Raw genomic sequence first — 23,385 nt, forward strand, 5'->3', positions numbered from 1 at the left:
CCCCCGCTGCCGCCGCCGCCGCCCTGCGAGAAGGCGTCGCCGCCCTTGCCGCCGGCGCCGCCCGTGGAAGATCCCGTGGCCGTGTAGCTGCCGAGCGGGCCGCTGAGGATCGAACCGTAGCCGCCGGCACCGCCGCCGCCCGCGGCCCAGTACCCGTTGCCGCCCGCGCCACCGATGCCGCCGGTGTAGCTGTCGGACGAATTGGCCACGTTGTTGGCGATCGACATCCCCTGGAAGCCGCCGCCACCCCCGCCGCCATAGCCGTTGCCGTTGCCCGGGTCGCCGGTCTGCGCCTGGCCCGCGCCACCGGCGTCGCCCTGGAACGCACCGGGGCCGGTGGGCGTGCTGGCCGCGCCGGCCGCGCCGCCGGTGCCCGGTGTGGCGCCACCAAAGCCGCCGATGCTGGCGCTGGCCCCCGCCGTGACGCCGCCCGGCGTCGACGATCCGCCCGCGCCGCCGAAGGCATTGACCGTGGTGTCGTTGAGCCCGCCGCTGCCGCCCGTGCCGTCGCTGCCGCCCGTGCCCGCGTTCAGCGACGCGTCACCGACCGGCTGGCCACCCGCACCGCCGGCCGCGAGCACCGGCACGACGCAGACCCACAGCGCCGCCGTTGCCGCCGCTGCCGCCACCGCGCGCACGCCGCTCCCACTGCACGATCGCGCGTGGCCGCGCGCGATTTCCGGCGCGGCCACCCAGGTGCCGGCGGTGGGACTCCACAGGGTTCGGAAGATCTTGTTCATGACTCAACTCCCTCTTCGTTCACTGACTGAGCAGGTGGACCTCCGTGTGCAGCAGCAATGGCTTGCTCCTCCCCACGGCGACGATTTCGGATGTGCAAGTCAAAAATGTAAGAACGCGTGCCAGTTACGCGTATCCCTGCAAGGGGCTACCCTGAAACGGGAGAGACCGGCCCCATGCGGGGCCACTCCGCCTCTGTCAGGCCCTTCGGTAGACGGTCTACCCTGTCACGTATCCATACGTAACATGTGACTTTTGGACAGCACAATCTCTCGCCCTTGGTGCGGCGCCCAAAAGAAAAGGCACCCTCGCGGGTGCCTTGTTCATTGCGGATGCGCCCAGGGCGCGCGCCGTCAGTCCAGCGACACGTTCGCCTTGCGGATCACGTCCGTGAAGCGCTTCGTTTCCGTGGCCACGAACTGGTCGAACTGCGGGCGCGTGGTCGGGAACGGCTCGTAGCCGAAGCTCTTGAACTTCTCCAGCACGTCGGGTTCGGCCAGGCCCTTCTCGATGTCGCGCTTGATCTTGTCGGTCACCGAAGCCGGCAGGCCCTTGGGCACGGCGATGGCGTTCCAGCCGATGACCTCGAAGCCCTTCGGGCCGCCCGATTCGCTCACGGTGGGCACGTCGGGGAAGGCGGCCACGCGCTGGGGCGCGGCAGCCGCCAGGAAGCGCAGCTTGTTGGCGCGCTGCAGCGGGCCGGCGGTGGCGCTGCTGCCCAGCGCAAAGGCCAGCTCGCCGGTGGCGACCGAGGTGTACAGCTGCGTGGTCTCCTTGTAGATCACGTGCTCCATCTGCGTGCCGGTGGCCGACTCGAACAGCTCCGAGCCCAGGTGCACCGGGTTGCCGACCGACCACGAGCCGTAGTCGAGCTTGCCGGGGTTGGCCTTGGCGTCGGCGATCAGGTCGCCCACGGTCTTGTACTTGCTGTTGGTCGCGACGGTGAAGAAGAAATACGTCTTGAACAGCGGCAGCAGTGCGTCGAAGTCCTTCGATGCGTCGTAGGGCAGCTTCTTGAACAGCGCCGGGTACGCGGCCAGGTGCACGTTGTCGAGCACGATGATGTCGTGGCCGTCTTTCGCACCCCGCTTGAAGGCGTCGATGGCGATGAAGCCGTTGCCGCCCGGGCGGTTCTCGACCACCACCGGCTGGCCCCAGGCGCGCGAGAGCTTGTCGGCCACGAGGCGAGCCACGCCGTCCGGACCACCACCGACCGGGAACGGCGTGATGATGCGCACGGGCTTGGTCGGGAAGGCCGCAGGCTGCTGTGCCGAGGCGGTCAGCGGCAGCAGGCCGCCGGCGGTCAGGGCCAGCACGGCCGCTGCGATGGCGCGGCGCGAAAGCGACGAACGGAAGAAGGACATGAGGGAAGTCTCCGGTTTGATGAATCGTTGATGGGTGGGAAGCGGTGCCTCGCCGCTCAGTCGACCGACGCGCCCGAGGCCTTGACGATGCCGGCCCACAGCGCGCTTTCCTTCGCGATGAGCGCGGCGTAGTCGGCCGGCCCGCCGAGCAGCGGCACGGCGCCTTCCACGTCCAGGCGCGACTGGAACTCGGCGCCGCCCGCCACCTGCAGCATCTGCGCCGACAGCGTCTTCACGAACGCCTCGGGCGTGCCGCGCGGCGCGAGGATGCCGTAGATGAGCGTGCTCTCGAAGCCCGCGAGTTCGCGCAGACCCGACTCGGCCACGGTGGGCACGTCGGGCAGCGACGGCAGGCGCTTGGCACCGGTGACGGCAATGGCGCGCAGCCGCCCGCCCTTGACCAGTGCGAGCGCGGGCGGGATGACGCTGAACATCATCTGCACCTGGCCGCCCGCGAGGTCGGTGAGCGCGGGGTTGGTGCCCTTGTAGGGAATGTGATTGATCTTCGTGCCGGTGCGCTGCGCGAAGAGCTCGCCCGTGAGGTGGCCACCCGTGCCGCTGCCGCTCGAGGCGTAGTCGAGCAGCCCCGGGCGCACCTTGGCCTCCTTGACGAGGTCGGCCACGCTGCGCACCTTCGAGGCCGCGGGCACCACGAGCACGAGCGCGGACGACGCGAACATGGCCACGGGCACGAGGTCCTTGCGGGCGTCGAACTTCAGGCCCTTGTACAGCGCCGGATTGATCGACACGGTGCCCGTGTGGCCCAGCAGCAGCGTGCTGCCGTCGGGCGTGCTGCGCACCACCTGCTCGGTGCCGAGGTTGCCGCCCGCGCCGGGCTTGTTGTCGACGATGACGCCGGACTTGCGCACCTCGCCCAGGCCCTTGGCCATCTGGCGCGCGAACACGTCGTTGCCGCCGCCGGCCGCGAAGGGCACGACGATGCGAATCGGCTTGCCGTCGGCCTGTTGCGCATGCGCAGGCAAACCTGCTGCTGCCAGCAGGCCCAGCAGCAGCTCGCGTCGGGCGAGCGCCATCAGACGCGTTCCAGGATCACGGCAATGCCCTGCCCCACGCCGATGCACATCGTGCACAGCGCGTAGCGGCCGCCGCCCTTGTGCAGCTGGTTCACCGCGGTGGTGGCCAGGCGTGCGCCGCTGGCGCCGAGCGGGTGACCCAGTGCGATGGCGCCGCCGTTGATGTTCACGCGCGCGTCGTCGTCCTTCAGGCCCAGCATGCGCAGCACGGCGAGCCCCTGTGCGGCGAAGGCTTCGTTGAGTTCGATGACGTCGATCTGGTCGAGCGTGAGGCCGGTGAGCGCCAGCACCTTCTGCGTGGCAGGCGCCGGGCCGATGCCCATGATGCGCGGTGCGACGCCGGCCGTGGCCATGCCGACCACGCGGGCGCGCGGCGTGAGGCCGTGCTTGGCGGCGCTGGCTTCGTCGGCCAGCAGCAGCGCGCAAGCGCCGTCGTTCACGCCGCTGGCATTGCCGGCGGTGACGGTGCCGTCGGGGCGCACGATGGGCTTGAGCTTGGCCAGCGCCTCCAGCGTGGTGTCACGCGGATGCTCGTCCTTGTTGACGATGAGGGCGTCGCCCTTCTTCTGGGGCACGCTCACGGGCACGATCTCGGCGTCGAAGAAGCCGGACTTCTGCGAGGCCACGGCGCGCAGCTGCGAGTTGAGCGCCATCAGGTCTTGCGCTTCGCGCTCGATCTTGTAGTCGGTGGCCACGTTCTCGGCCGTCTCGGGCATGGAGTCGACGCCGTACTGCGCCTTCATGAGCTTGTTGACGAAGCGCCAGCCGATCGTGGTGTCGTACACCGCGTTGTTGCGGCTGAAGGCGCTCTCGGCCTTGGGCATGACGAAGGGCGCGCGGCTCATGCTTTCGACGCCGCCGGCGATCATCAGGCCGGCTTCACCGGCGCGGATGGCGCGCGCGGCGGTGCCCAGTGCATCGAGGCCCGAACCGCACAGGCGGTTGATGGTGCCGCCGCCCACTTCGATCGGCAGGCCCGCGAGCAGCGCCGACATGCGTGCGACGTTGCGGTTGTCTTCGCCGGCCTGGTTGGCGCAACCGTAGAGCACGTCGCTCACGGCCTGCCAGTCGACGTTCTTGTTGCGCTCGATGAGTGCGCGCAGCGGCACGGCGCCGAGGTCGTCGGTGCGCACGCTGCTGAGCGAACCGCCGTAGCGGCCGAAGGGAGTGCGGACGGCGTCGCAGATGAAGGCTTGATTGGTCATGTGAGTTGTCTCTCTCTGATTACTTGGATGGGATCAAGCGGCGATCGGAAGGCCGACCAGCGTCTCGAGTTCTTCGCGGCTCAGGCCCTCGACGGTGTCGACGAGCTTCAGGCCCTGCGGCGTGCATTCGAGCGTGGCGAGGTCGGAGTACACGCGCTTGACGCAGCCGATGCCGGTGAGCGGATAGGTGCATTGCTGCACCAGCTTGCTCGCGCCCTGCTTGGTGAGCAGGTCCATCATGACCCACGTCTGCTTGGCGCCGATGGCCAGGTCCATTGCGCCGCCGACCGCGGGAATGGCGTCTTTCTCGCCCGTGTGCCAGTTGGCCAGGTCGCCGGTGGCCGACACCTGGAACGCGCCGAGCACGCAGATGTCGAGGTGGCCGCCGCGCATCATCGCGAAGCTGTCGGAGTGGTGGAAGAACGAGCCGCCCGGCAGCAGCGTGACGGGCTGCTTGCCGGCGTTGATGAGGTCGTAGTCTTCTTCGCCGGCCTCGGGCGCGGGGCCCATGCCGAGGATGCCGTTCTCGCTTTGCAGGATGACCTCGCGGCCCTGCGGCAGGTGGTTGGCCACCAGCGTGGGCTGGCCGATGCCGAGGTTGACGACGGCGCCGTCGAAGATGTCTTGTGCGACGCGGGCTGCCAGTTGGTCTTTGGTGCGACGGGTGTATGCCATGAGAATTAAGTTCCTCCGCGCTTTCGCGCTACGGTTTTCGCTTTGGGGCGGCCCGGCAGCTCAAGCTGCCTTCTTGAAGCCACCGGCTTGCGTGGCGACGCGTTCGATGCGCACCACCTGGTGCACGAAGATGCCCGGGGTCACGATGGTCTCGGGGTCGAGGGTGCCGAGCTCGGCGATGTCGTGCACGGTGGCGACGGTCTTCTTCGCGGCCATGGCCATCACCGGGCCGAAGTTGCGCGCGGCCTTGCGGTAGACCAGGTTGCCCCATCGGTCGCCGCGCTCGGCCTTGATGAGCGCCACGTCGCCGTGGATGGGGTACTCGAGCACGTACTGCACGCCGTCGATCTCGCGCGTCTCGCGGTTGCCGGCCAGTTGCGTGCCGTAGCCCGTGGGGCAGTAGAAGGCGCCGATGCCGGCACCCGCGGCGCGGATGCGCTCGGCCAGGTTGCCCTGGGGCACGAGTTCGAGTTCGATCTTGCCGCTGCGGTACAGGCCGTCGAACACCTGGCTGTCGGCCTGGCGCGGAAAGCTGCAGATGATCTTGCGCACGCGGCCGGCCTTGAGCAGCGCCGCCAGGCCCGTCTCTCCGTTGCCTGCGTTGTTGTTGACGACCGTGAGGTCCTTGGCGCCCTGCTCGACGAGACCGTCGATGAGTTCGCCTGGAATGCCGGCGGTGCCGAAACCGCCGATGAGCACCGTGGCGCCGTCTTGGATGCCTGCCAGGGCATCGGCGACCGAGCGCGCGATCTTGTTGATCATGAAGCTTGTCTCCGGGAGTGAAGGAAGAAACCGAACGGTCCGAACACCCTGCCGAATTCACGAATCCTCGCGAATCGCAATTTGTTCGCCTAAAGAACTTTTGTTCGTATAATGAATTTTAGAGAGGATCGCTCGCCATGGCAACCCACCCCGTTTCCGCTACGTCCACCACCGACACGCCCGCACCCGGCGACAGCTACGTGCAGTCTTTTGCGCGCGGCCTGCAGGTGATCCGCTCGTTCAGCGCGAGCGCACCGCACCAGACCCTGAGCGAGGTGGCCGCCGGCAGCGGCCTCACACGCGCGGGGGCGCGGCGCATTCTTCTCACGCTGCAGACGCTGGGTTATGTGGTGACCGACGGCAAGCTCTTCACGCTCACGCCGCGCATCCTCGACCTGGGCTTTGCCTACCTGTCGTCGATGCCGATCTGGAACCGCGCCGAGCCCGTGATGGAGGCGCTGGTGCAGCAGGTGCAGGAGTCGTGCTCGGCCGCCGTGCTCGACGCGACCGACATCGTCTACGTGCTGCGCGTGCCGACGCAGAAGATCATGCGCATCAGCCTGGGCGTGGGCTCGCGGCTGCCGGCGTACTGCACGTCGCTGGGCCGCCTGCTGCTGGCCGACCTGAGCGACGACGAGGTGCGCGCGCGCCTCGAGGCCTCGAACCTCGAGGCGCTGACCAAGCACACCGTGACCGACATCGACGCGCTCATGGCCAAGGTGGCCCAGGCGCGCAAGCAGCAGTGGTGCCTGGTGAATCAGGAACTGGAAGAAGGCCTGATCTCCGTGGCCGCGCCCATCGTGAACCGGCAGGGCCGCATGGTGGCCGCGCTGAACATCAGCGGGCAGGCGAACCGCACGAGCGCGAAGGTGATGCAGGAGACGATGCTGCCGGCGCTGATCGATGCGGCACGGCAGGTGTCGGCGCTGCTGTAGCCGCAGCGCGATCGCTCCGGCGCTGGCTCAGGCCTCCGAACGGATGCCTTTCATGAGGATCACGCCGCCCAGCCGCGTGGTGTCGGCGCGCATGCGCTTGGCCAGCGTGTCGGGCGAGCCGGGCTGCGCCTGCCAGCCGGTCTTGAGCAGCTCGCCGCTCACCTCGGGCGAACTGATCACCTCGACCAGCGCGGCGTTGAGCTTGGTCACAGCCGCCGGCTTCATGCTCGCGGGCGCGGCGAGCGCGGTCCAGATCTCGAGGTCGGCGCCGCGCACGTCGGCGTCGCGGATCGTCGGCAGCTCGTTGACCAGCGGGCTGCGCTCGGGCGAGGTCACGCCGATGGCCTTGAGCTTGCCCGACTTCACGTGCGGCATCGCCAGGCCCGGCGGCAGCAGCGCCAGCTGGATCTCGCCGGCGAGGATGCCGGCGATCACCTGCGGGTTGCCGGTGTAGGGCTTGTGCTGCGCGGTGATGGCCGCGCGGCTCTTGAGCAGCTCCATGCCCAGGTGGCCCACGGTGCCCACGCCCGGCGTGCCGTACTTGCCGGCGCCGCCCAGGTTGCGCACCCACAAGAGCAGGTCGGCCGCGGTCTTGCCCGCGGCGCTGCCCGACACCACCAGCACCAGCGGCGCGGTGCCGATCAGGCCGACGGGGGCGAAGTCTTTCTCGGGGTCGAAGTCGAGCGACGGGTTCAGCAGCTTGGCGATCGTGAGGTTGCCGTTGATGAGCGCGCCGATCGTGTGGTCGTCCGTGGCCTTGGCCACTTCGGCCGCCACGAGGTTGCCGCTGGCGCCGGGCTTGTTCTCCACCGTCACCGGCTGGCGCAGGAGCTTCGAGAGCGGCTCCGCGATGGCGCGCGCCGCCAGGTCGGGCGAGGCACCCGCCGGAAAGCCCACGAGGATGCGCACGGGCTTGGTTGGCCAGGCGGCATCGCCGCCTGCTGCGCGCTGGGCCCACGAGGCCGGCGTGAACAGCGAGGTGGCAATGGCTGCAGCGCCGCCTTCGAGCAGGCGGCGTTTGGTGATCTTCAAAACGGACTCCGGAGTGTTGGAAAAATCAGGGTAAACACGTGCATTTTGCTTACGAGACGTTACATGATGATGCTGCAGCGCACAAGTTCGGCACAACTGTGAATAGGGCCATCGCAGGGCTCCGTCAGCTTGGTATCCAGAGGTGACGGGCGCATTTACAATGCCTGCCGCATTCCCCTTCCCCACCAACGAGGTCTTGTCCGCAATGCCCAAGAGCCCCCGGCCTCGCGCCCGCTTCAGCTTCTCCCCCACCGTGCGCGCCCTGTTCCTGGCCGTTGCGGCCTGCGGCGCCGCGCTTCCCGCGCTGGCCGCGACCGAGCACGAAGAGGTCGACCGGCTGATGCAGTCCGGCAAGCTCGACGAGGCCATGACCAAGGCCGAGGCCTTCCTCAAGGACAAGCCGCGCGATCCGCAGATGCGCTTCCTGAAGGGCGTGATCCAGCTCGACACCGGCAAGCGCGCAGAAGCCATCGCCGCCTTCACCCAGCTCACGCAAGACGCGCCCGAGCTGCCCGAGCCGTTCAACAACCTCGCCGTCATCTACGCGAGCCAGAACCAGTTCGATAAGGCCCGCAACGCCCTCGAAAGCGCCATTCGCACCAACCCCAGCTACGCCACCGCCCAGGAAAACCTCGGCGACGTGTACGCGCGGCTGGCCAGCCAGGCCTACAGCAAGGCGCTGCAGCTCGACCAGAACAACACCGCGGTGCAGCCCAAGCTGGCCGTGATCCGCACGCTCTTCACCGCCCCGCCGACGGCCGGCTCCAAGGGTTCGACGCTGGTGGCTTCGGCCACGACGACGCCTGCACCGGCACCGGCTGCGAAGGCCCCTGCCCCGGCGCCTGCGCCCGCACCGGTCGCCAAGGCGCCTGCTCCGGCCCCCGTGCCCGCTCCTGCGCCCGTCGCCAAGGCCCCGCCTGCGCCCGCGCCGGCACCCGCCGCCGCGCCTGTCGCACCACCCGTCAAGGTGGCCGCAGCCCCCGCGCCGGTCGCCAAGACGCCTGAACCGGCACCGGCACCAGCCCCTGCCGCGGCCCCGGCGTCCACCTCCGAGATCGAATCCGTCGTGCGCGGCTGGGCCTCGGCCTGGGCCAGCCAGGACATGGACCGCTACCTCGCCGCCTACGGCAGCGACTTCGTGCCCGCCGGCGGCCAGAGCCGCAAGGCCTGGGAAGAAGACCGCCGCGCGCGCATCGTCGGCAAGTCCAGCATCAGCGTGAACCTCGAGAACCTCGCAATCAAGGTCGACGGACAGACCGCCACCGCCAAGTTCCGCCAGGTCTACCGCGCCGACAACCTCAACATCGCGAGCCGTAAGACGCTCGAGCTGCAACGCTCCGGCAACCAGTGGCACATTCGCAAGGAAAGCGTCGGCGGCTAGTGGCAGACATCGTCCGGCACGGCCGGCTTCAGACCCTCCCGTTCCCGCTGCGGAGCGGGAAGCTGCTCGCGGCCTTGATGGCCGCTTCTGCGCTCCTGCTGGCCACGCCCGGCGCCGCGCTCGCAGCCAACAACAGCAACAGCTCCAGCAAGTCGGCCAACGCCAAGACCAGCGGCACCAAGGCCGCCAAGGCGGGCGGCAGCCGTGTGTCTGCCAAGGAAGCCCGAGGCGCCAAAGCCGGTAGCGGCGCCAGCAAGACGCAGCTGCAAGCCAAGGGCAAGCGGTCTACCGTCGCAGCAGACAACGCTGGCGCCACGCGCCCGACCCGCAAGACCGCCAGAACCGCCGCGCCGCTGCAGGAAGCCAGCGGCGCCGAGGCCCGCCTGATCGGCGTCTACGAACTGTTCGGCCGCGGCAAGACCCGCGAGGCCTTGGCCAAGGCCCAGACCCTCGTGCGCGACCACCCGAACTTCCAGCTCGCGCAGCTCGTGTACGGCGACCTGCTCGCGGCGCAGGTGCCGCCGTCGAACGCCATGCCCGACACCGCTGGCATCGCGCGCCTGCGCGGCAACCCGGCCATGGTCGAGCTGCACGAGGAATCGCGCCGCCGCCTGCAGGCCCTGCGCGAACGCCCGCCCGCCGGCACCGTGCCCTCGCAGTTCCTCACCCTCTCGACCCGCAGCCGCTTCGCCATTGCCGTCGACGCCTCGCGCTCGCGGCTGTACCTGTTCGAGAACTCCGACAAGGGCCTGAAGCTCGTCGCCGACTACTACATCTCCGTCGGCAAGTCGGGCACCGACAAGGCCGTCGAAGGCGACGCGCGCACCCCGCTGGGCGTGTACTACATCACCAGCAGCCTCGATCCGCGCTCGCTGAAAGACTTCTACGGCGCCGGCGCCCTGCCCATCAACTACCCCAACCCGTACGACGTGCGGCGCGGCAAGACCGGCAGCGGCATCTGGCTGCACGGCACCCCGCCCCAGCAGTTCGCGCGGGCGCCGCTGGCCAGCGACGGCTGCGTCGTCATGGCCAACCCCGACCTCAAGCAGCTGCTGCGCAAGGTCCAGATCGGCGCCACCCCCGTCGTCACCGCGCGCAGCCTGCAATGGATTTCGCAGCCGCAGGCCGAAAAAGAAACAAAGAAATTCGCCGATTCAATTACCGCCTGGAAAGACGCGCGCGCCAGCGGCAATGAAGCGCAATTGAAAAAATTCTATTTGCCGGATTTCCAGCGTGCCAGCCGCAAGCCCGTCGATGCCGATGCGGTACTCCGCGATGAATTGACCTACGCACAAGGTAAACGAGTGCAAATCAAGGACACGTCGTACCTGCACTGGCGCGACACCGAAGACACCATGGTCGCCACCTTCGGCGAGGTGTTCGAGGGCGAGAAGAACGGCCGCACCCGCCGCCAGTACTGGCTGCGCCAGGGCGGCGAGTGGAAGCTCTTCCACGAAGAAATCCTCGGCTGAGCCCACATCACCGAAGGGGTCTCGGCCCCAAAAGTGTGATTTATTGCCCAAACGGAGCCGCCTTGTCGAGTGTTACAAATTGCACTCCTGGGTACCGCGCTACGTAACACGTAACGGGCATGTTCCCGTAACGCTCAACGTCCGGACGTTCCCACGCCCGTAACGTGTTCCCCTCGTCCATGCCAGTGTGCATGCGGTTTACAGAGGGAAACGAACATCTCCAGACTGTGAATAAGTGACCTTTTCTGCCCCGTTGTGGGGGCCGAACGAGGCTGGCCGCCTTCCTGCTTTACCCCTCCGAGTAGCACATCCGGGACTCGATCCGGTGTGTTTCTCCTGTTGATACACGGAGTTACGCTGTATAACATCCACCGTGCCAGCCTTTGTTAACACTTCCTTTCAGGAGATCACCATGCTTAGTTCTATTACTCGTTTTCTGCGCGATGAAGAAGGTGCTACTGCAATTGAATATGGAATTATTGCGGGGCTGATGGCAACGATTTGCCTCGCCGTTTTTGGAACGGGCGCAACCAACGGTATTGGATTGATCCTCAGCAACATTTTTACCGCAATTGGCGACAAGGTAACGCCCTAAACACTGCGCCGCAATCGCATGCTCCCTTTGTGGCTGTTGTGGTTACTACTCATTGCAGCGTATGACTGTCGGCAACGCCGCGTTCCCAACTGGTTGGTCTTGGGAGGCGCGGCGCTTGCTATCGGCGCATTTGCGATGAGCGCGCAACCCTTCGGTATCAAGTGGACGGACGCAGTGCTAGGGAGCGCACTGGGCTTTGGATTTCTGCTGATCTTCTACGCTGGCGGCCTTATGGGTGCGGGTGACGTGAAGTTCATTGCAGCCTTGGGTCTGTGGGTCGGCCTATCGGCTCTTGTGCCGATTTGGACCATCGCCAGCCTGACTGCTGGCGCCCATAGCGTCCTCTGGCTTGCGCTCAAGCGTTGGCCTTTTTTTCCGCGACTCGCCCTGCTACTTGCCGGTCCGTCGCGAGTACCCGAATCCGGCGCTCCGACACGCCGGCTTCGCATCATTCCTTATGCGGCTTACCTAGCCCTAGCCGCTGCGGCGTGGATGGTTTGGGGCCGACAGAGTTAACAGCCAGCTCTGCTTCGTCTCGCAGGCCCTTCATTTCTTTCCTTGATCGCTTGCTCCCCTTCCTTCAGTTCGCCGCCCATGATCAACCTCCCCAAAATCATCGCCGCCATCCTCGTGCTTCTGGCCCTCGCGCTCGGAGGTTATGCATGGGTTCTCAGCCGTAAGGCACCGCCGCCGCCGCCTGCAACCGCCGCCAGCACAACGCCTGCCAAGACGTCACAGGCTCCGACCTTCCCCGTGGTCGTCGCCGCCAAGCCGCTGCCGGCCGGCCAAGCGATCCCGGCCGATGCGCTGCGCGTGGAACAACTGACGATCAATCCGACAGGGGCCTTCAAGGAGACCGCCCCCCTCGCCGGCCGCGTCCCCGTGATCGACTTGGGCGAAGGCTCGCCCCTGCTTGAAGGCCAACTGGTTTCCGGCTTGGCCTTGCGCATTCCCGAGGGCGAGCGCGCCGTCGCGGTCAAAGCCGACGAAGTCATGGGCGTGGGCAACAAAGTCCAGCCCGGAGATTTCGTCGACGTATTCCTTATGCTGAAGTTCGACGGCAAGGATATCGACCGCAGCCAAGCGCGCCTTCTGCTGTCGCGCAAGCGTGTGCTGGCCTTCGGCAGTGCATCGGTTGACGGCCTGCCTTCCCAAACCGACAAGAACGGCAACCCGCAGGCGCAGCAGCAACAACGTGCCGAAGCCGCACGCACGGCCGTGCTCGCGGTGCCCGTAGACGACATCAACCGCCTGACGCTCGCGGAGAACAGCGGCCGCCTGTTGCTGGCCCTGCGCAATCCCACCGACATGTCGGAGCCCGATCCGAAGTTGTTTGCCGAATTGCCCACGGCCCTGCAGGCAGCGCCACTGAAACGCGGCGAACCGCCGCGCGCGCCGCTTGAAGGCCTGGACCGCGCCCAGGCCGGCCTGACGGCTGCCGATTTCGTGACCGGCGGCAAGCCCGGCGCCCTGCGCACGCCCAGCGTCGCGGCACGGCCCGCTGTAGCAGCCGGCGCCGCCGGCAGCCGCGGTGGACTTCAGGTCGAAGTCATCCGCGGCGATCGCAGCGAAACCATCCGTTATTGATCGGCGTCACGACCATGCATGCCCCGCACGAAAAACACACCATGACGCACCCTCCTCGCGCGAAACCCAACGCCCCGGTTCATGCCCTGCGTCCGACCCTCGTGGCGCTGTGCCTCCTGACGCCGAGCGCTTGGCCCATTGCGTCCTCGGTCGCCAATGCACAAGCCGTCGCTCCGGGCGCGTCGATCCCATTCCGCGTCGACGCTGGCACACAAAAGGAGCTGCTGATCCCGAAGGGCATCGAGCGCATGGCCATTGCCGACGAAGCGGTGGCTGGGGTGGCGCTCACCCGCCAAACGCCGAACTCCCCGGCCGCGCGCCTGATCGTGACCGGCAAGGCCGCAGGACGGACCACGCTGATGCTCTGGGAAAAGGGCCAATCGACCGCCACGGTGTACGCGCTCGAAGTGCGTCGCCGCGCCTCGACGCTCTCCGGCTCGCTCGACAGCATGACCGCGCATCATGAAGCGCGAGACGCCGCACTGGCCGCAGGGGGAGAGAAATCCCCGCTGGTCGACCGCTCCGTCGTCAACGTGCGCAGCAACACCGTGCAGGTCGAGGTCAAGGTCGTCGAGTTCAACCGCAGCGTGCTCAAGCAGGCGGGCCTCAACATCTTCAGCACGCGCGCCAATTCCAACGGATTCAGCTTCGGCTCTTTCACGCCAGCGTCACTGAGGTCCGCGACTTTCGCATCGGATGGAAGCATCAGCGGCGATTACGCCAACCCGCTCGCGCAAGCCTTCAGCCTGCTGTTCAACTTCGGCAAGGCCGGCATCGGGCTGAATGTCGGCTTCCTCGAAGGCAACGGCATGGCGCGCGTGCTCGCCGAGCCCACGCTGGTGGCGCTGTCGGGCCAGAGCGCGAGTTTCCTGGCCGGCGGCGAACTGCCGGTGCCCGCCCCGCAGGGCTTGGGCACCACGAGCATCGAATACAAGCCTTTCGGCATCGGCCTTACGGTCACGCCCACGGTGCTTTCGAACGATCGCATCGTGCTCAAGGTGGCACCGGAAGCCAGTGATCTCGACTACACCAACTCGCTGAGCATCGGAGGCGTTGCGGTACCGGCCATCAGTACGCGCCGTGCCGACACCACAGTCGAACTCGGCGACGGCGAGAGCTTCATCATCGGCGGCCTCGTGAGCCGCACCACCACCTCGAACGCAGACAAGGTGCCGCTGCTCGGCGACATCCCGGTGATCGGTACGTTCTTCAAACAGAACAGGTACCAGATGAGCGAGAAGGAACTGGTCATTCTCGTCACCCCGCACCTGGTGAAGCCGATTGCGCGCAACACCGATCTCACACCATACCTGCCAGGCGGTGCCGAGCAGCGTGATGGCCCCGTGTGGCGCGCGCACCTCCTGGGGCCGGCCTCTGGCACGACAGTGCCGGGCTTCTCCCGTTGATGGAAACCAGCCATTCACGACCTGTGGCCGACGCCATGAACGCCCCCCGCGACCACCTTCCCGAGACCGGCGCAGAGACCTATCTCTTCGCCTCGCCCAACGGCGGCCACATCACATGGTTGACCGATGCCCTTTCCAGGCTAGGCGCGGTGGTGATGCTGTCGCCCGACATCAAGTCGCTCGATGAGCGCATCGCTCTGCTCAGCCCGGCAGCCGTCTTTCTCGACTTCTCTGGTGATCACGCCGAGGCTGCAAGCGAATTGCACCAACGCCTCAAGCGCGACTGGCCCGAGTTGCCAGTGCTCGCAACGGGCGTCTCGGCCGAGCCGGCCTCGATGCTGGCCGCACTGCGTGCCGGTGTGGACGATTTCATCGACATGGCCGCACCGCAGACCGATGCGGCCAACACGCTGCGCAAGCTGCTTGACCGCCGCAGCAGCCTGTCGAGCGGCACGCGCGGAAACACCATCGCGCTGCTGGGCGCCCGGCCAGGCATCGGCGTGACCACGCTCGCGGCCAGCTTGTCGCTCGTGCTCCACGACCAACTGGCCCAGCCGGCTCAAGCGCCGACGAAGGCCCCGGGCCGCAGCGCGCGACACGGCGTCGCCCTGCTCGACCTGGGCCTGCCTGCACGCGACGGCTTGCTCTATCTCGACACGCAGAGCAGCTTCAGCTTCGTCGATGGCGTGCGCAACCTGCGCCGGCTCGACCAGACACTGCTGCACACCGCCCTCGCGCATCACGACAGCGGCATCGCCGTGCTGCCGCTGCCGGCAAGCCTCGCCCAGGTGCGCGAGATCTCGCATGCCGACTCGGTCGCACTGATCAAGCGGTTGGGCGAGTTCTTCGACTATCAGATTGCCGACCTCGGTGGCTTCTCGACCATCGATTTCGTGGTGCAGACGGTGAAGGAGGCGCAGCGCGCCTGGGTCGTTTGTGACCAGAGCATCGGCGCGATCGTGTCGACCGCAACCATGCTCAAGGAGTTGCGCACGCGCGGTGTCGAAACCGACCAGCTGTCGCTCGTCGTCAATAAGTTCGACAGCCATGTGGGGCTGTCGGCCAAGGACATCGCCGAGCGGCTCGAACTGCCGCTTCGCCACGTGTTGCCAGCGCGCAGCGCGCCATTGCTCGGCGCCGCAAGCCGCGGCGAGATGCTGGTTCGCATCGCACGCAACGACCCCTATTCACAGGCCGTGGCCGGCCTCGCGCGCAGCCTGCACGAGGAGTGCACGACAGGCTCTGTGTCCGCCCCACTCGGAGCCACGCGTTGGCCTTCGACGCTGATGTCGAAGATCACCGGCTTCCGGAAGAGCTCTACCCAAGGTTGAACAGTCCATGTCCACCGATATCGAATTTGCCGACGACGACCAGACGTTCATCAACTCCCAGCAGTTCCAGGACATCAAGAGCTGGACGCACGATCACCTGCTGAGTCGCATCGAGGAACTGGGCGCGGAGTTCGGCCGCTGGTCGCGCGCGTCGATCCAGCAGTTCGTCGAACTGGAGGTCGACAGCTTCGTGCGTCTGCGCCGCGTGCCGATCAACGACCGCGAGATGCAGCTCATCGCCGATGCGCTGACCAAGGAGCTGGCCGGCTTCGGCCCGCTGGAAGACCTGCTGAACGACCCGGCCGTCGAAGACATCCTGATCAACGGCTATCAGAACGTCTATGTGTCGCGGCACGGCATGCTGGAACGCGAGACGCTGCGCTTCGCGGATTCCGAGCACGTGATGCGGATCGTGCGGCGCATCCTGGCTCCGCTGGGGCGCCGGCTCGACGAATCGAACCCGATGGTCGACGCGCGCCTTCCGGACGGGGGGCGCATCAACGTCATCATCGAGCCGCTGGCCATTGACGGTTTGTCAGTCTCGATTCGGAAGTTCCGCAAGGAGCCCCTGACTCCCGCAGATCTGGTGAAGCTCGGCACTTTCGATGCCGGCATGGCGCAACTGCTGGAAATCGCAGTGCGCGCGCGCTGCAACGTTCTCGTGAGCGGTGGCACCAGTTCGGGCAAAACCTCGTTGCTCAACGCGCTGGCGAGCTTCATTCCCTCGCGAGAGCGTGTGATCACCATCGAGGACACGGCTGAGCTTTCGCTCAGCACCAGCCATGTGGTGCGCCTCGAAAGCCGACCCGGAGGCTTCGATGGCACCGGCGTGGTGTCGATCCGCGACCTGCTGCGCAACAGTCTGCGCATGCGGCCGGACCGGATCATCGTCGGCGAAGTGCGCGGCGCGGAAGTCATCGAGATGCTGCAGGCCATGAACACTGGCCACGAAGGCTCGATGGGAACCATCCACGCGAGTTCGCCGCGCGAGTGTCTCTATCGTCTCGAAATGCTGGCGGGCTTTGCTGGCTACCAGGGCAGCGAGGTGAGCCTGCGGCGCCAGATCGCCAGCGCCATCGACTTCATCGTGCAGATCGGGCGGATGTCGAACGGCCAGCGTCGCATTATCTCGCTGAGCGAAGTGACGGGCGTGAACGACAACGTGGTGGCGATGCAGGAGCTGTATCGCTACGAGCCGGTCGTTTCGCCCGACGGCGAGGAGCGCGACCGCTGGGTGTCGCTCGGCATTGCGCCGCACTCCCCGAAGATCACGCGGTTCCGCCAGTCGCTCGCGCGCGCGCAGCAGGGAGAGCCCCGTGCGTGAGGTCGTGCTGCTCGGCTTTGCAATGGTCGCGCTGCTGCTGGCGGCGTGCGGACTGTTCCTGTGGCAATGGGCAAAGAAGCGCCAGACGCAACACGCCGTGGGGCGGCATCTCGATCAACAGATCCGCGCGGGTACGAGCACGTCAGCACCAGCAGCCTTCTCCGCGATGCCGCCCGCGCAGGCGGCCGAGCCGATGGGCAGCGACGTCTCCGGACTGACCACCGACCCGTGGCTCGAGACCGAGGCCGCGGCCGCAGCGGCCGCTCGGCCCAAGCGCTGGCTTGACCGGGCGTTGCCCGGCTGGCTGGTGGGCGTGGTCGAAGCTCGATTGCTCGTTCTCGGTTTGGTCGCCGTTGTGGCGCTGTCGCTGGTCGCCGGCTTGTTCGGTGGCTGGCTTGCCGCGCTCGCCGCCCTGGTCCTGCTCGCGCTGGCCGGCACTTTCGGCGTCTGGCTTCGGTTGCAAAAGATGCGCCGCCAGCTGGTGAGCCAATTGCCCGGATACATAGACGCCATGGTTCGCCTGATCACCATCGGGAATTCGACGCAGGCGGCCTTCCAGCTTGCCATCGGCAGCACACAGGAGCCGCTGCGCGGCCATCTGGAACGCTCGGCAGCGCTGGTGCGTGCAGGCGTGGACCTGGACAAGGCACTGCACCAGACAGCCACCAACGTGCGCGTCGAGGAGATGTTTCTTCTGGCCTCGATCCTTGGGCTGGGCGTGCGCTACGGCGGACGCGCCGACCTGCTACTCGAACGCGTGAGCAACTTCATGCGCGATCGCGAACAGGCCGAGCACGAGTTGGTGGCGATGTCGTCGGAAACACGGCTTTCGGCCTGGATTCTGGGACTGCTGCCCGTGGGAGTGGGCACCTTAATGATCATGAACAACCCAAGCTACTTTCTTGGGATGTGGAACGATGGCACCGGCCGGATGCTCGTCTTCACGGGCGTTGGACTTCAGGCATTGGGCGGCCTGTTGTTGTATCGGCTTGCGAGGATTGCATGATGCTGACACCGAGTGTTTTGACAGCCATCAGCCTAGGATTGCTGGCGCTCGGGTTGCTTGTTGCGGCCGGCACGTTGATTGCATCGGAGCTGCGCCGGGCGCGCAGCGGCCGCGTGATCAGCAAGGCAATTCACCATGGCACGGTGTCATCGGGGGCAGGCGCCACCGAAGTCGACGTGGCGTTCGGGGGACAGTACAAGCCCGAAGTCGAATTGCCATTCCACTGGCTGGATTCACGCCTCGGACGGGCATTCGTTGCCGACGAAGACCGCGACCTCATCGATCAATGCGGACTGCCTTCTCAACGTGCCCAGTTGATCTTTCTCGTCACGCGCGTCCTGCTGGCGATCTTGCTGCCATTGCTGGCATTTGCTCTCTGGAGCGGAGGGCATACGCAACGCACGGTCATCCTGGTGCTTGCCACCCTTTTCGTGATCGGTTTCATGGGACCGAAATGGATGCTAAGCCGAATTGCCGCCGGTCGACGAACGCAAGTTGCAAGAGAGCTTCCGCTCTTCGTGGATCTTTTGAAATTGCTGCAAGGCGTAGGCATGAGCCTGGACCAAGGTTTACAGGTCATGGCCACTGACTTCTCACATGTCCTGCGTGTCCTGGGGTACGAGTTGACTCTGGCCAATCGGCAATACGCCCAAGGCCGCACTCGCGAACATTCGCTGCACCGCCTTGCCACTCTGCACAAGAACGAGAACCTGAGCAGCCTGGTTGCACTGCTGGTGCAGGTCGACCGCCATGGCGGCGCGGTCCAGGAGCCGCTTCGCACTTTCAGTGATCGCCTTCGCGAACACCGCCGCTCGGAAATGAAGGAGCGCATCGGAAAGATCACTGTGAAGATGACCGGCATCATGGTCATCACACTGCTGCCTGCGTTGCTGATCGTGACTGCAGGCCCTGGCTTCCTCGCCATCTTCCGTGCCTTAGGGAGCGTCGTTAAATGAACGCATTCTTCGACCCACCTATGCGCATCGTCTGGGCATCCATGGCCACGGGGTTAGCTCTACTAGTTTCCGGGTGTGCCGCGACCAAGGACCACTACGCAGCAGGCGAAGACGCCCAGCAACGGCAAGCCTTCGAGGCCGCCAGCGAAACGAAAAGCGGCGCCAACATCGACACCCAGGCGACCTATCTCAAGGTCGTCGGCCAGATGCAGCAACAGGGCCTGTGGTTCGCGTCGTTGGCACACATCGACGCCCTGGAGCAGCGCTGGGGTGTTACCCCCGACTCCACCCGCGTGCGCGCTGACGCGCTGCGCCAGACAGGCCAGGCTGAGCTCGCCGAAGCCGCCTACAAACGCTTGCTGACCACGCCGCAGGAGGCCGCGGGCTACAGAGGCCTGGGCCTGCTGGCCGGCGCACGCGGGCACTATGGAGAGGCCGTGCAGCTGTTCAAGCAGGCGCAACGTCGAACGCCGACCGATGCGTTGCTGTTGAGCGACCTGGGTTATGCGAGCCTGCGTGCCGGCCACCTTGAGGAGGCACGCCTTCCCCTTATGCAGGCCCTGCAGTTGCAGCCCGATAGCAAGCAAGCACAGGCCAATGTGGCGCTCTATCTCGAGGCCACGCATCAGCCGGAACAAGCCACGGCCCTGATGGATGCGAACCGCATGCCTGAAGCCACGCGTGCCGCCGTGCGCGCGGCGGCATTGCAGATGCGCGCCGCAGCAGGGAGTTCGGCCGCCTCGGCACCTGCATCCGCGACGCTGCCGCGCGACGAATCGATGGCCCCCTTGCCACTCGCACTCAAGCCTACTCGCTGGGCTGGAATGGGTGGCGTGCGCACCGCCACCCAGCTGAACCCGTCCGTCTCGGCCGCAGACACGCCTCTTTCACCGAACCCGACTTCACCACGAGGGACACCATGAACAACAACGAGCTTGCCCACCGGCTTTCCGCACTGTCCGCCTGCACGCTGGCCGCGGCCTTTTGCTTCGTGACGGCGGCAGCCTCTGCGCAAACCGTCAGCGCAGGCGCAGCGCAAGGCGGCACGAGCAGCACCGCAGCACCGGCCGTGGATGCCGCCGCCGCGAAGCCGGCAATGGAGACCCAGGTCGTTGTGGCAGAGGAAGAAGAAACTTACAGCCTCCCGCTTCAGGTTGGCGATGCGACGTCGAACCTTTTCGCCTGGCAGCGAAGCGGAGAGGTCGCGTCGAAAACGCCTCGGCCGATCGCGGGCAGTGTTGCCGGTCGCAGCTATGAGCGTTACCTCAAGAGTTTCGAGCACCCGATTCCGGAGCATTTGAACTCCTCGGTGAAGACGCAATCAAGCGCCGGCAAGTAACAGCACACGCAACCTTCGCGACTTCTTCTAGCGCCGTCATGAAACGCCTCATCCTTCGCCCCTCCGGCCGCGGACAGCGAGGGGTCTATGCGATCGAGTTCTCCATCGTCTTCATCTTCCTGTTCACGATGCTGTATGCGTTGATCTGCTACGGCATCATTTTCACGTTGAGGTTCAGCTTGCAAAATGCCGCCGAAGACGGTGCTCGTGCCGCCTTGCGATATCAGACGAGCTGGGCGGACCGGAAGAAAGAAGCCGAACGGGTCGCCCTCGCGCAGGTTCCCGTCAAGCTACCGGGCGGACCGAGCATCCTTGCCCAGCGCTGTCAAGTACTCCCCTCCGGGGAGGCCGACTGCTCCGGCACTGTGAACTGCACCTCAAGCTGGGAGCAGCGCTGCCAAGTAGTCGTGACCGTCAAGGCCACGGGCATTGCGGAGCTGCTCCCTCCCCTGCCGCTCTTCGTCGTGCCCGACACGCTTGTGGGGCAGGCCAGCATGCTCCTTGACGGAGGATTGCCATGACGTGCATGCAGCGCCCCCCCGCGAGATTGCAACGAGGAATCGCGGCCATCGAATTTGCATTCGTCTTCATGGCGCTTCTCTTTGCGATCTACGGCATTGCGACGTTCGGTGCCGTGCTCTACACGCAACAGATCATCTCGCGCGCGGCGGAAGATGGTGCACGCGCTGTTCCTATGATCCTGTCACCGCCGCTCACGACTAACGATGCTCGGGTCGAAGCCACGGTACGCGACTCGCTGGCGGCCGCGCTGATCGCGCCCGTCTCGGCCAACGCATCCCCCGGTAGCAGGCGGAGCTGGCTCGCCGACAACACGACAGTGAAAACAGAACTCACAGGTGCCAGCGGCGGCGGCCCGAACACGACGGCGATCGTGACGGTGACCTACCGCTATAGCGCCAATCGCCTATTGCCGACGCTGCCCGTGCTCGACACGAGCCGCTGGATGCCTGACAACCTTCTCAGCCGCGCGACAGTCGCGATTCCGTCCTAGACAGGAGCACTGATCGACATGAACACCCCCCCCCATGCGATGCATCGCATAGCACGTGGCAGCCCCACATTGTCTCGCCGATCGGCACTGCGCGGCTCAGTCGTCATCAATGCCACCATTGCGCTGGCGCTCGTCGTCGTGATCCTGATCGGCTCCGAGCTTGGTTATCTTTTCTACATGAAGCGGGAACTGCAGAAAGCATCCGACCTCGCCGCGCTGGCAGGCACCCAAGTACTCAAGGCGGACAACTGCGACTTCGCTAAAGGAGTAGCCGCAACGAATGCTGCCAAGAACCTGTCGTTCCTGAAGCCCGAACAGTACGATTTCACGGCCGTCTGCGGCCGCTGGGACCCGACAACGCGTCCACCACCACAGTATTTCGGTACCGCCAGCGGAATCGAAACGAACAACGCGATCAAAGTGACGATCGAAGGCAGGCCAAGCCTGCTCTTCCCGTCGATTCCGGGCAACGCCGCTCGCGCCGTTGTGGTGCAATCGCTTGCAACGAGGAGCGAGGCCACGGCAGCATTCTCTGTCGGCGCCCAGCTCCTTCGCACCAACGGAAATTCCCCGCTGATGCAACTGCTCAAGGCTGTCGGCGTGGACGTCACCAAGCTGACAGTATTGGACTCCGAAGGTCTTGCCAACGCCAAGATCACACCCGCCGGCCTCTTGAAGGATCTTGGGCTCAACGTTGACCTCGACGCCGGCGTGCTAACGCCGGAAGCTCTTGCCAAGATACCGAACGTCTCGGTGGGGCAAATACTCACCGTGGCATTGAATGCAGTGTCGGGCGATACGGTTCTGAGCGCATCGTTGAAAGCACTTCAAACCGAACTGGTCGAGGCCGGCCTCGACAAGATTTCGTTGCGCCTGTTAGCTCCCGATACCGGCGGCACTGGTCTCCTGACAGTGAAGGCACCCGACGGCACGAACGCGGCAGCTCTTCTGACGCAGATCGATCTTGGGAGCATTCTGCGTACCACTATCGGCATTGCGACGGCCAGCAAACGCGGCCTGGCCGTCCAAGACCTTAACCTATTGGGCGTCAACATCCAGGCAGGAATCGTCGAGCCTCCCTCCATCGGCATCGGCGGGGTCGGCACTCGGGCTTACAACGCGCAGGTTCGCCTATACATCGATATCGATTCGAACAATCTTCTCGGCGGCATCCTGAACCCGTTGGTCAGCGGGCTGCTAGGAACCCGGGTTCATCTTCCGATCTACCTGGATGCCGTAAGTGGACTTGGTGAGATTTCCAAGCTGGATTGCCTTGCTACGCCTCCGACAGCAACCATCGATGTGACCTCTTACATCTTGAAAGCCTGTGTCGGCAAGGTAGACGATCCCATTGTTCGCTTTTCAACAAAGAACCTTTGCAACGATCCTCTAATCCTGAAGCCTGAACGATTGATTCAGCTTCTCAACCTTCCCGTTCCTGGGCCCACCACGCTCTCGTTGGATGCGTTGACGCAAAAGGACACGTTGAAGCTTGTGGTGGGGGAAACAAAATCTAGCCAGGCCAACGGAGCCTCTATCGGCACGACCCTTTCCAACCTCGTCAATGCGTTGCTCAGCACCTTGAACCAACTCCTCACGCCATCTACTGGTTCGACCTCCACCGATCGCGCCAACGCGCTGGCAGACTCGTATCTCAATGCGACCAAGAAACCGAGTGGGTTCTATGACGCTGACAAAGTAGTGGACCTTCTGAAGAACGGCAGCCCGACATCGCCGAACCTCGGTGACTGGACGCGCAAGGTGATGGTTCAGGATCCCGTGCTTGGTCTTTTCCCCGTGGAAAAGACCATGTCGGTCTGGGATGTTCTAACTCTCCAGACCACGCCTTCGGGTGGCCTTCTTGGTCTGCTCGGCCTTGGCCAGTCTTGCGCTGGCCTACTCCAGCAGCTCCTGCTTTGGAATACGTGTGTCAAGAGCAAGGTGGTCGATGCGCTGAACTCCGCGCCGGCGGGCGTTATCAGCAATGCGGCCAGCCAGTTGCCCGACAGTACCGTCCCCATCGGTAGCGCTGGCATCAGTGGACTCCTCCAAGCACTGCTCAGTCCGGTCATCGCCCTCCTGAAGCCAATTCTGGACGGCCTCGGGACCACGCTGTCTTCGATCCTGAGCAACATCCTCGGACTTGAGCTAGGCCGTACTGACGTGAAGTTGAATGCATTGCAGTGCGGTCGCGCACAGTTGGTGTATTGACGCTCTTTTTCCGATATCTG

Annotated in this window: 23 protein-coding genes; 16 read left to right on the top strand and 7 right to left on the bottom strand. The window is 65.6% G+C overall.

The window, feature by feature from the left end:
• From AC3WQR_RS27615 to AC3WQR_RS27640, 6 genes are all read right to left on the bottom strand, one after another.
• On the bottom strand, positions 1–740 hold a 740-nt coding region (locus AC3WQR_RS27615), incomplete at its 3' end, for an ESPR domain-containing protein (RefSeq protein ID WP_492745011.1).
• Between the two features lie 351 nt (positions 741–1,091).
• Entirely contained in the window at positions 1,092–2,102 is a 1,011-nt protein-coding gene (locus AC3WQR_RS27620) for a Bug family tripartite tricarboxylate transporter substrate binding protein (protein WP_062482455.1), read from the bottom strand.
• A 56-nt stretch (positions 2,103–2,158) separates the two neighbouring features.
• Positions 2,159–3,136 (bottom strand): Bug family tripartite tricarboxylate transporter substrate binding protein, encoded by a 978-nt coding sequence (locus tag AC3WQR_RS27625; RefSeq protein WP_492745013.1) that lies wholly within the window; start codon positions 3,134–3,136, stop codon positions 2,159–2,161.
• Positions 3,136–4,341, bottom strand: coding sequence for a 3-oxoadipyl-CoA thiolase (pcaF, locus tag AC3WQR_RS27630; protein WP_492745015.1), 1,206 nt, complete (start codon positions 4,339–4,341; stop codon positions 3,136–3,138). The genes AC3WQR_RS27625 and pcaF overlap by 1 nt, the downstream gene beginning before the upstream one ends.
• 33 nt (positions 4,342–4,374) lie before the next feature.
• Positions 4,375–5,016, bottom strand: a complete 642-nt coding sequence (locus AC3WQR_RS27635) for a 3-oxoacid CoA-transferase subunit B (protein WP_175497135.1) — start codon at positions 5,014–5,016, stop codon at positions 4,375–4,377.
• 60 nt (positions 5,017–5,076) lie between these two features.
• Positions 5,077–5,778, bottom strand: a complete 702-nt coding sequence (locus tag AC3WQR_RS27640; RefSeq protein WP_095746743.1) for a 3-oxoacid CoA-transferase subunit A — start codon at positions 5,776–5,778, stop codon at positions 5,077–5,079.
• A 137-nt stretch (positions 5,779–5,915) separates the two neighbouring features.
• On the opposite strand from AC3WQR_RS27640, the gene AC3WQR_RS27645 reads away from it, so the two are divergent.
• Positions 5,916–6,713, top strand: coding sequence for an IclR family transcriptional regulator domain-containing protein (locus AC3WQR_RS27645; protein ID WP_095948085.1), 798 nt, complete (start codon positions 5,916–5,918; stop codon positions 6,711–6,713).
• Between the two features lie 27 nt (positions 6,714–6,740).
• Here AC3WQR_RS27645 and AC3WQR_RS27650 read toward each other — a convergent pair whose 3' ends face one another.
• Positions 6,741–7,745: a Bug family tripartite tricarboxylate transporter substrate binding protein gene (locus tag AC3WQR_RS27650; protein WP_492745019.1), complete on the bottom strand. Its 1,005-nt coding sequence runs from the start codon at positions 7,743–7,745 to the stop codon at positions 6,741–6,743.
• A 205-nt stretch (positions 7,746–7,950) separates the two neighbouring features.
• On the opposite strand from AC3WQR_RS27650, the gene AC3WQR_RS27655 reads away from it, so the two are divergent.
• The 15 genes from AC3WQR_RS27655 to AC3WQR_RS27725 all read left to right on the top strand — a co-directional run bounded on the left by AC3WQR_RS27655 (position 7,951) and on the right by AC3WQR_RS27725 (position 23,365).
• On the top strand, positions 7,951–9,126 hold the full coding sequence (locus AC3WQR_RS27655; protein ID WP_492745021.1) for a nuclear transport factor 2 family protein: 1,176 nt from the start codon (positions 7,951–7,953) through the stop codon (positions 9,124–9,126).
• A gap of 77 nt (positions 9,127–9,203) precedes the next feature.
• Entirely contained in the window at positions 9,204–10,598 is a 1,395-nt protein-coding gene (locus AC3WQR_RS27660; RefSeq protein ID WP_492745023.1) for a L,D-transpeptidase family protein, read from the top strand.
• A gap of 373 nt (positions 10,599–10,971) precedes the next feature.
• Entirely contained in the window at positions 10,972–11,193 is a 222-nt protein-coding gene (locus AC3WQR_RS27665; protein WP_492745025.1) for a Flp family type IVb pilin, read from the top strand.
• Between the two features lie 18 nt (positions 11,194–11,211).
• Complete coding sequence (locus tag AC3WQR_RS27670) at positions 11,212–11,709, top strand: A24 family peptidase (RefSeq protein ID WP_492745027.1); 498 nt, start codon at positions 11,212–11,214, stop codon at positions 11,707–11,709.
• A gap of 78 nt (positions 11,710–11,787) precedes the next feature.
• The gene (cpaB, locus tag AC3WQR_RS27675) at positions 11,788–12,780 is read left to right on the top strand and encodes a Flp pilus assembly protein CpaB (protein WP_492745029.1); all 993 of its coding nucleotides are present in this window, start codon (positions 11,788–11,790) and stop codon (positions 12,778–12,780) included.
• A gap of 41 nt (positions 12,781–12,821) precedes the next feature.
• The gene (locus AC3WQR_RS27680; RefSeq protein ID WP_492745031.1) at positions 12,822–14,186 is read left to right on the top strand and encodes a type II and III secretion system protein family protein; all 1,365 of its coding nucleotides are present in this window, start codon (positions 12,822–12,824) and stop codon (positions 14,184–14,186) included.
• Positions 14,187–14,221: 35 nt separating this feature from the next.
• Positions 14,222–15,517 carry a CpaE/TadZ family protein gene (locus tag AC3WQR_RS27685; RefSeq protein WP_492745033.1) on the top strand — a complete coding sequence of 432 codons (1,296 nt, stop codon included), beginning with the start codon at positions 14,222–14,224 and terminating at the stop codon, positions 15,515–15,517.
• A 7-nt stretch (positions 15,518–15,524) separates the two neighbouring features.
• Entirely contained in the window at positions 15,525–16,841 is a 1,317-nt protein-coding gene (locus tag AC3WQR_RS27690; RefSeq protein WP_492745034.1) for a TadA family conjugal transfer-associated ATPase, read from the top strand.
• Positions 16,834–17,847 carry a type II secretion system F family protein gene (locus tag AC3WQR_RS27695; protein WP_492745035.1) on the top strand — a complete coding sequence of 338 codons (1,014 nt, stop codon included), beginning with the start codon at positions 16,834–16,836 and terminating at the stop codon, positions 17,845–17,847. The genes AC3WQR_RS27690 and AC3WQR_RS27695 overlap by 8 nt, the downstream gene beginning before the upstream one ends.
• Entirely contained in the window at positions 17,844–18,803 is a 960-nt protein-coding gene (locus AC3WQR_RS27700) for a type II secretion system F family protein (protein WP_492745036.1), read from the top strand. The genes AC3WQR_RS27695 and AC3WQR_RS27700 overlap by 4 nt, the downstream gene beginning before the upstream one ends.
• The gene (locus tag AC3WQR_RS27705) at positions 18,800–19,726 is read left to right on the top strand and encodes a hypothetical protein (protein ID WP_492745038.1); all 927 of its coding nucleotides are present in this window, start codon (positions 18,800–18,802) and stop codon (positions 19,724–19,726) included. Before AC3WQR_RS27700 ends, AC3WQR_RS27705 begins: the two co-directional genes overlap by 4 nt.
• Entirely contained in the window at positions 19,723–20,142 is a 420-nt protein-coding gene (locus AC3WQR_RS27710; RefSeq protein WP_492745040.1) for a DUF3613 domain-containing protein, read from the top strand. Before AC3WQR_RS27705 ends, AC3WQR_RS27710 begins: the two co-directional genes overlap by 4 nt.
• 38 nt (positions 20,143–20,180) lie before the next feature.
• Positions 20,181–20,663 carry a TadE/TadG family type IV pilus assembly protein gene (locus AC3WQR_RS27715; RefSeq protein ID WP_492745042.1) on the top strand — a complete coding sequence of 161 codons (483 nt, stop codon included), beginning with the start codon at positions 20,181–20,183 and terminating at the stop codon, positions 20,661–20,663.
• A complete protein-coding gene (locus AC3WQR_RS27720; protein WP_492745044.1) occupies positions 20,660–21,154 on the top strand; it encodes a TadE/TadG family type IV pilus assembly protein in 495 nt (164 codons plus the stop codon). Before AC3WQR_RS27715 ends, AC3WQR_RS27720 begins: the two co-directional genes overlap by 4 nt.
• A gap of 18 nt (positions 21,155–21,172) precedes the next feature.
• Positions 21,173–23,365, top strand: coding sequence for a TadG family pilus assembly protein (locus AC3WQR_RS27725; RefSeq protein WP_492745046.1), 2,193 nt, complete (start codon positions 21,173–21,175; stop codon positions 23,363–23,365).
• Positions 23,366–23,385: the final 20 nt, after the last annotated feature.

Source organism: Variovorax sp. FW305-3-2-15-B-LB1 (genome assembly GCF_058787635.1).

Coding starts and splice junctions, on each gene's coding strand:
- cpaB (WP_492745029.1), top strand. CDS start 11,788: ATGATCAACCTCCCCAAAATCATCGCCGCCATCCTCGTGCTTCTGGCC.
- AC3WQR_RS27635 (WP_175497135.1), bottom strand. CDS start 5,016: ATGGCATACACCCGTCGCACCAAAGACCAACTGGCAGCCCGCGTCGCA.
- AC3WQR_RS27710 (WP_492745040.1), top strand. CDS start 19,723: ATGAACAACAACGAGCTTGCCCACCGGCTTTCCGCACTGTCCGCCTGC.
- AC3WQR_RS27685 (WP_492745033.1), top strand. CDS start 14,222: ATGAACGCCCCCCGCGACCACCTTCCCGAGACCGGCGCAGAGACCTAT.
- AC3WQR_RS27670 (WP_492745027.1), top strand. CDS start 11,212: ATGCTCCCTTTGTGGCTGTTGTGGTTACTACTCATTGCAGCGTATGAC.
- AC3WQR_RS27725 (WP_492745046.1), top strand. CDS start 21,173: ATGAACACCCCCCCCCATGCGATGCATCGCATAGCACGTGGCAGCCCC.
- AC3WQR_RS27640 (WP_095746743.1), bottom strand. CDS start 5,778: ATGATCAACAAGATCGCGCGCTCGGTCGCCGATGCCCTGGCAGGCATC.
- AC3WQR_RS27690 (WP_492745034.1), top strand. CDS start 15,525: ATGTCCACCGATATCGAATTTGCCGACGACGACCAGACGTTCATCAAC.
- pcaF (WP_492745015.1), bottom strand. CDS start 4,341: ATGACCAATCAAGCCTTCATCTGCGACGCCGTCCGCACTCCCTTCGGC.
- AC3WQR_RS27655 (WP_492745021.1), top strand. CDS start 7,951: ATGCCCAAGAGCCCCCGGCCTCGCGCCCGCTTCAGCTTCTCCCCCACC.
- AC3WQR_RS27715 (WP_492745042.1), top strand. CDS start 20,181: ATGAAACGCCTCATCCTTCGCCCCTCCGGCCGCGGACAGCGAGGGGTC.
- AC3WQR_RS27620 (WP_062482455.1), bottom strand. CDS start 2,102: ATGTCCTTCTTCCGTTCGTCGCTTTCGCGCCGCGCCATCGCAGCGGCC.
- AC3WQR_RS27720 (WP_492745044.1), top strand. CDS start 20,660: ATGACGTGCATGCAGCGCCCCCCCGCGAGATTGCAACGAGGAATCGCG.
- AC3WQR_RS27645 (WP_095948085.1), top strand. CDS start 5,916: ATGGCAACCCACCCCGTTTCCGCTACGTCCACCACCGACACGCCCGCA.
- AC3WQR_RS27700 (WP_492745036.1), top strand. CDS start 17,844: ATGATGCTGACACCGAGTGTTTTGACAGCCATCAGCCTAGGATTGCTG.
- AC3WQR_RS27660 (WP_492745023.1), top strand. CDS start 9,204: ATGGCCGCTTCTGCGCTCCTGCTGGCCACGCCCGGCGCCGCGCTCGCA.
- AC3WQR_RS27680 (WP_492745031.1), top strand. CDS start 12,822: ATGACGCACCCTCCTCGCGCGAAACCCAACGCCCCGGTTCATGCCCTG.
- AC3WQR_RS27705 (WP_492745038.1), top strand. CDS start 18,800: ATGAACGCATTCTTCGACCCACCTATGCGCATCGTCTGGGCATCCATG.
- AC3WQR_RS27625 (WP_492745013.1), bottom strand. CDS start 3,136: ATGGCGCTCGCCCGACGCGAGCTGCTGCTGGGCCTGCTGGCAGCAGCA.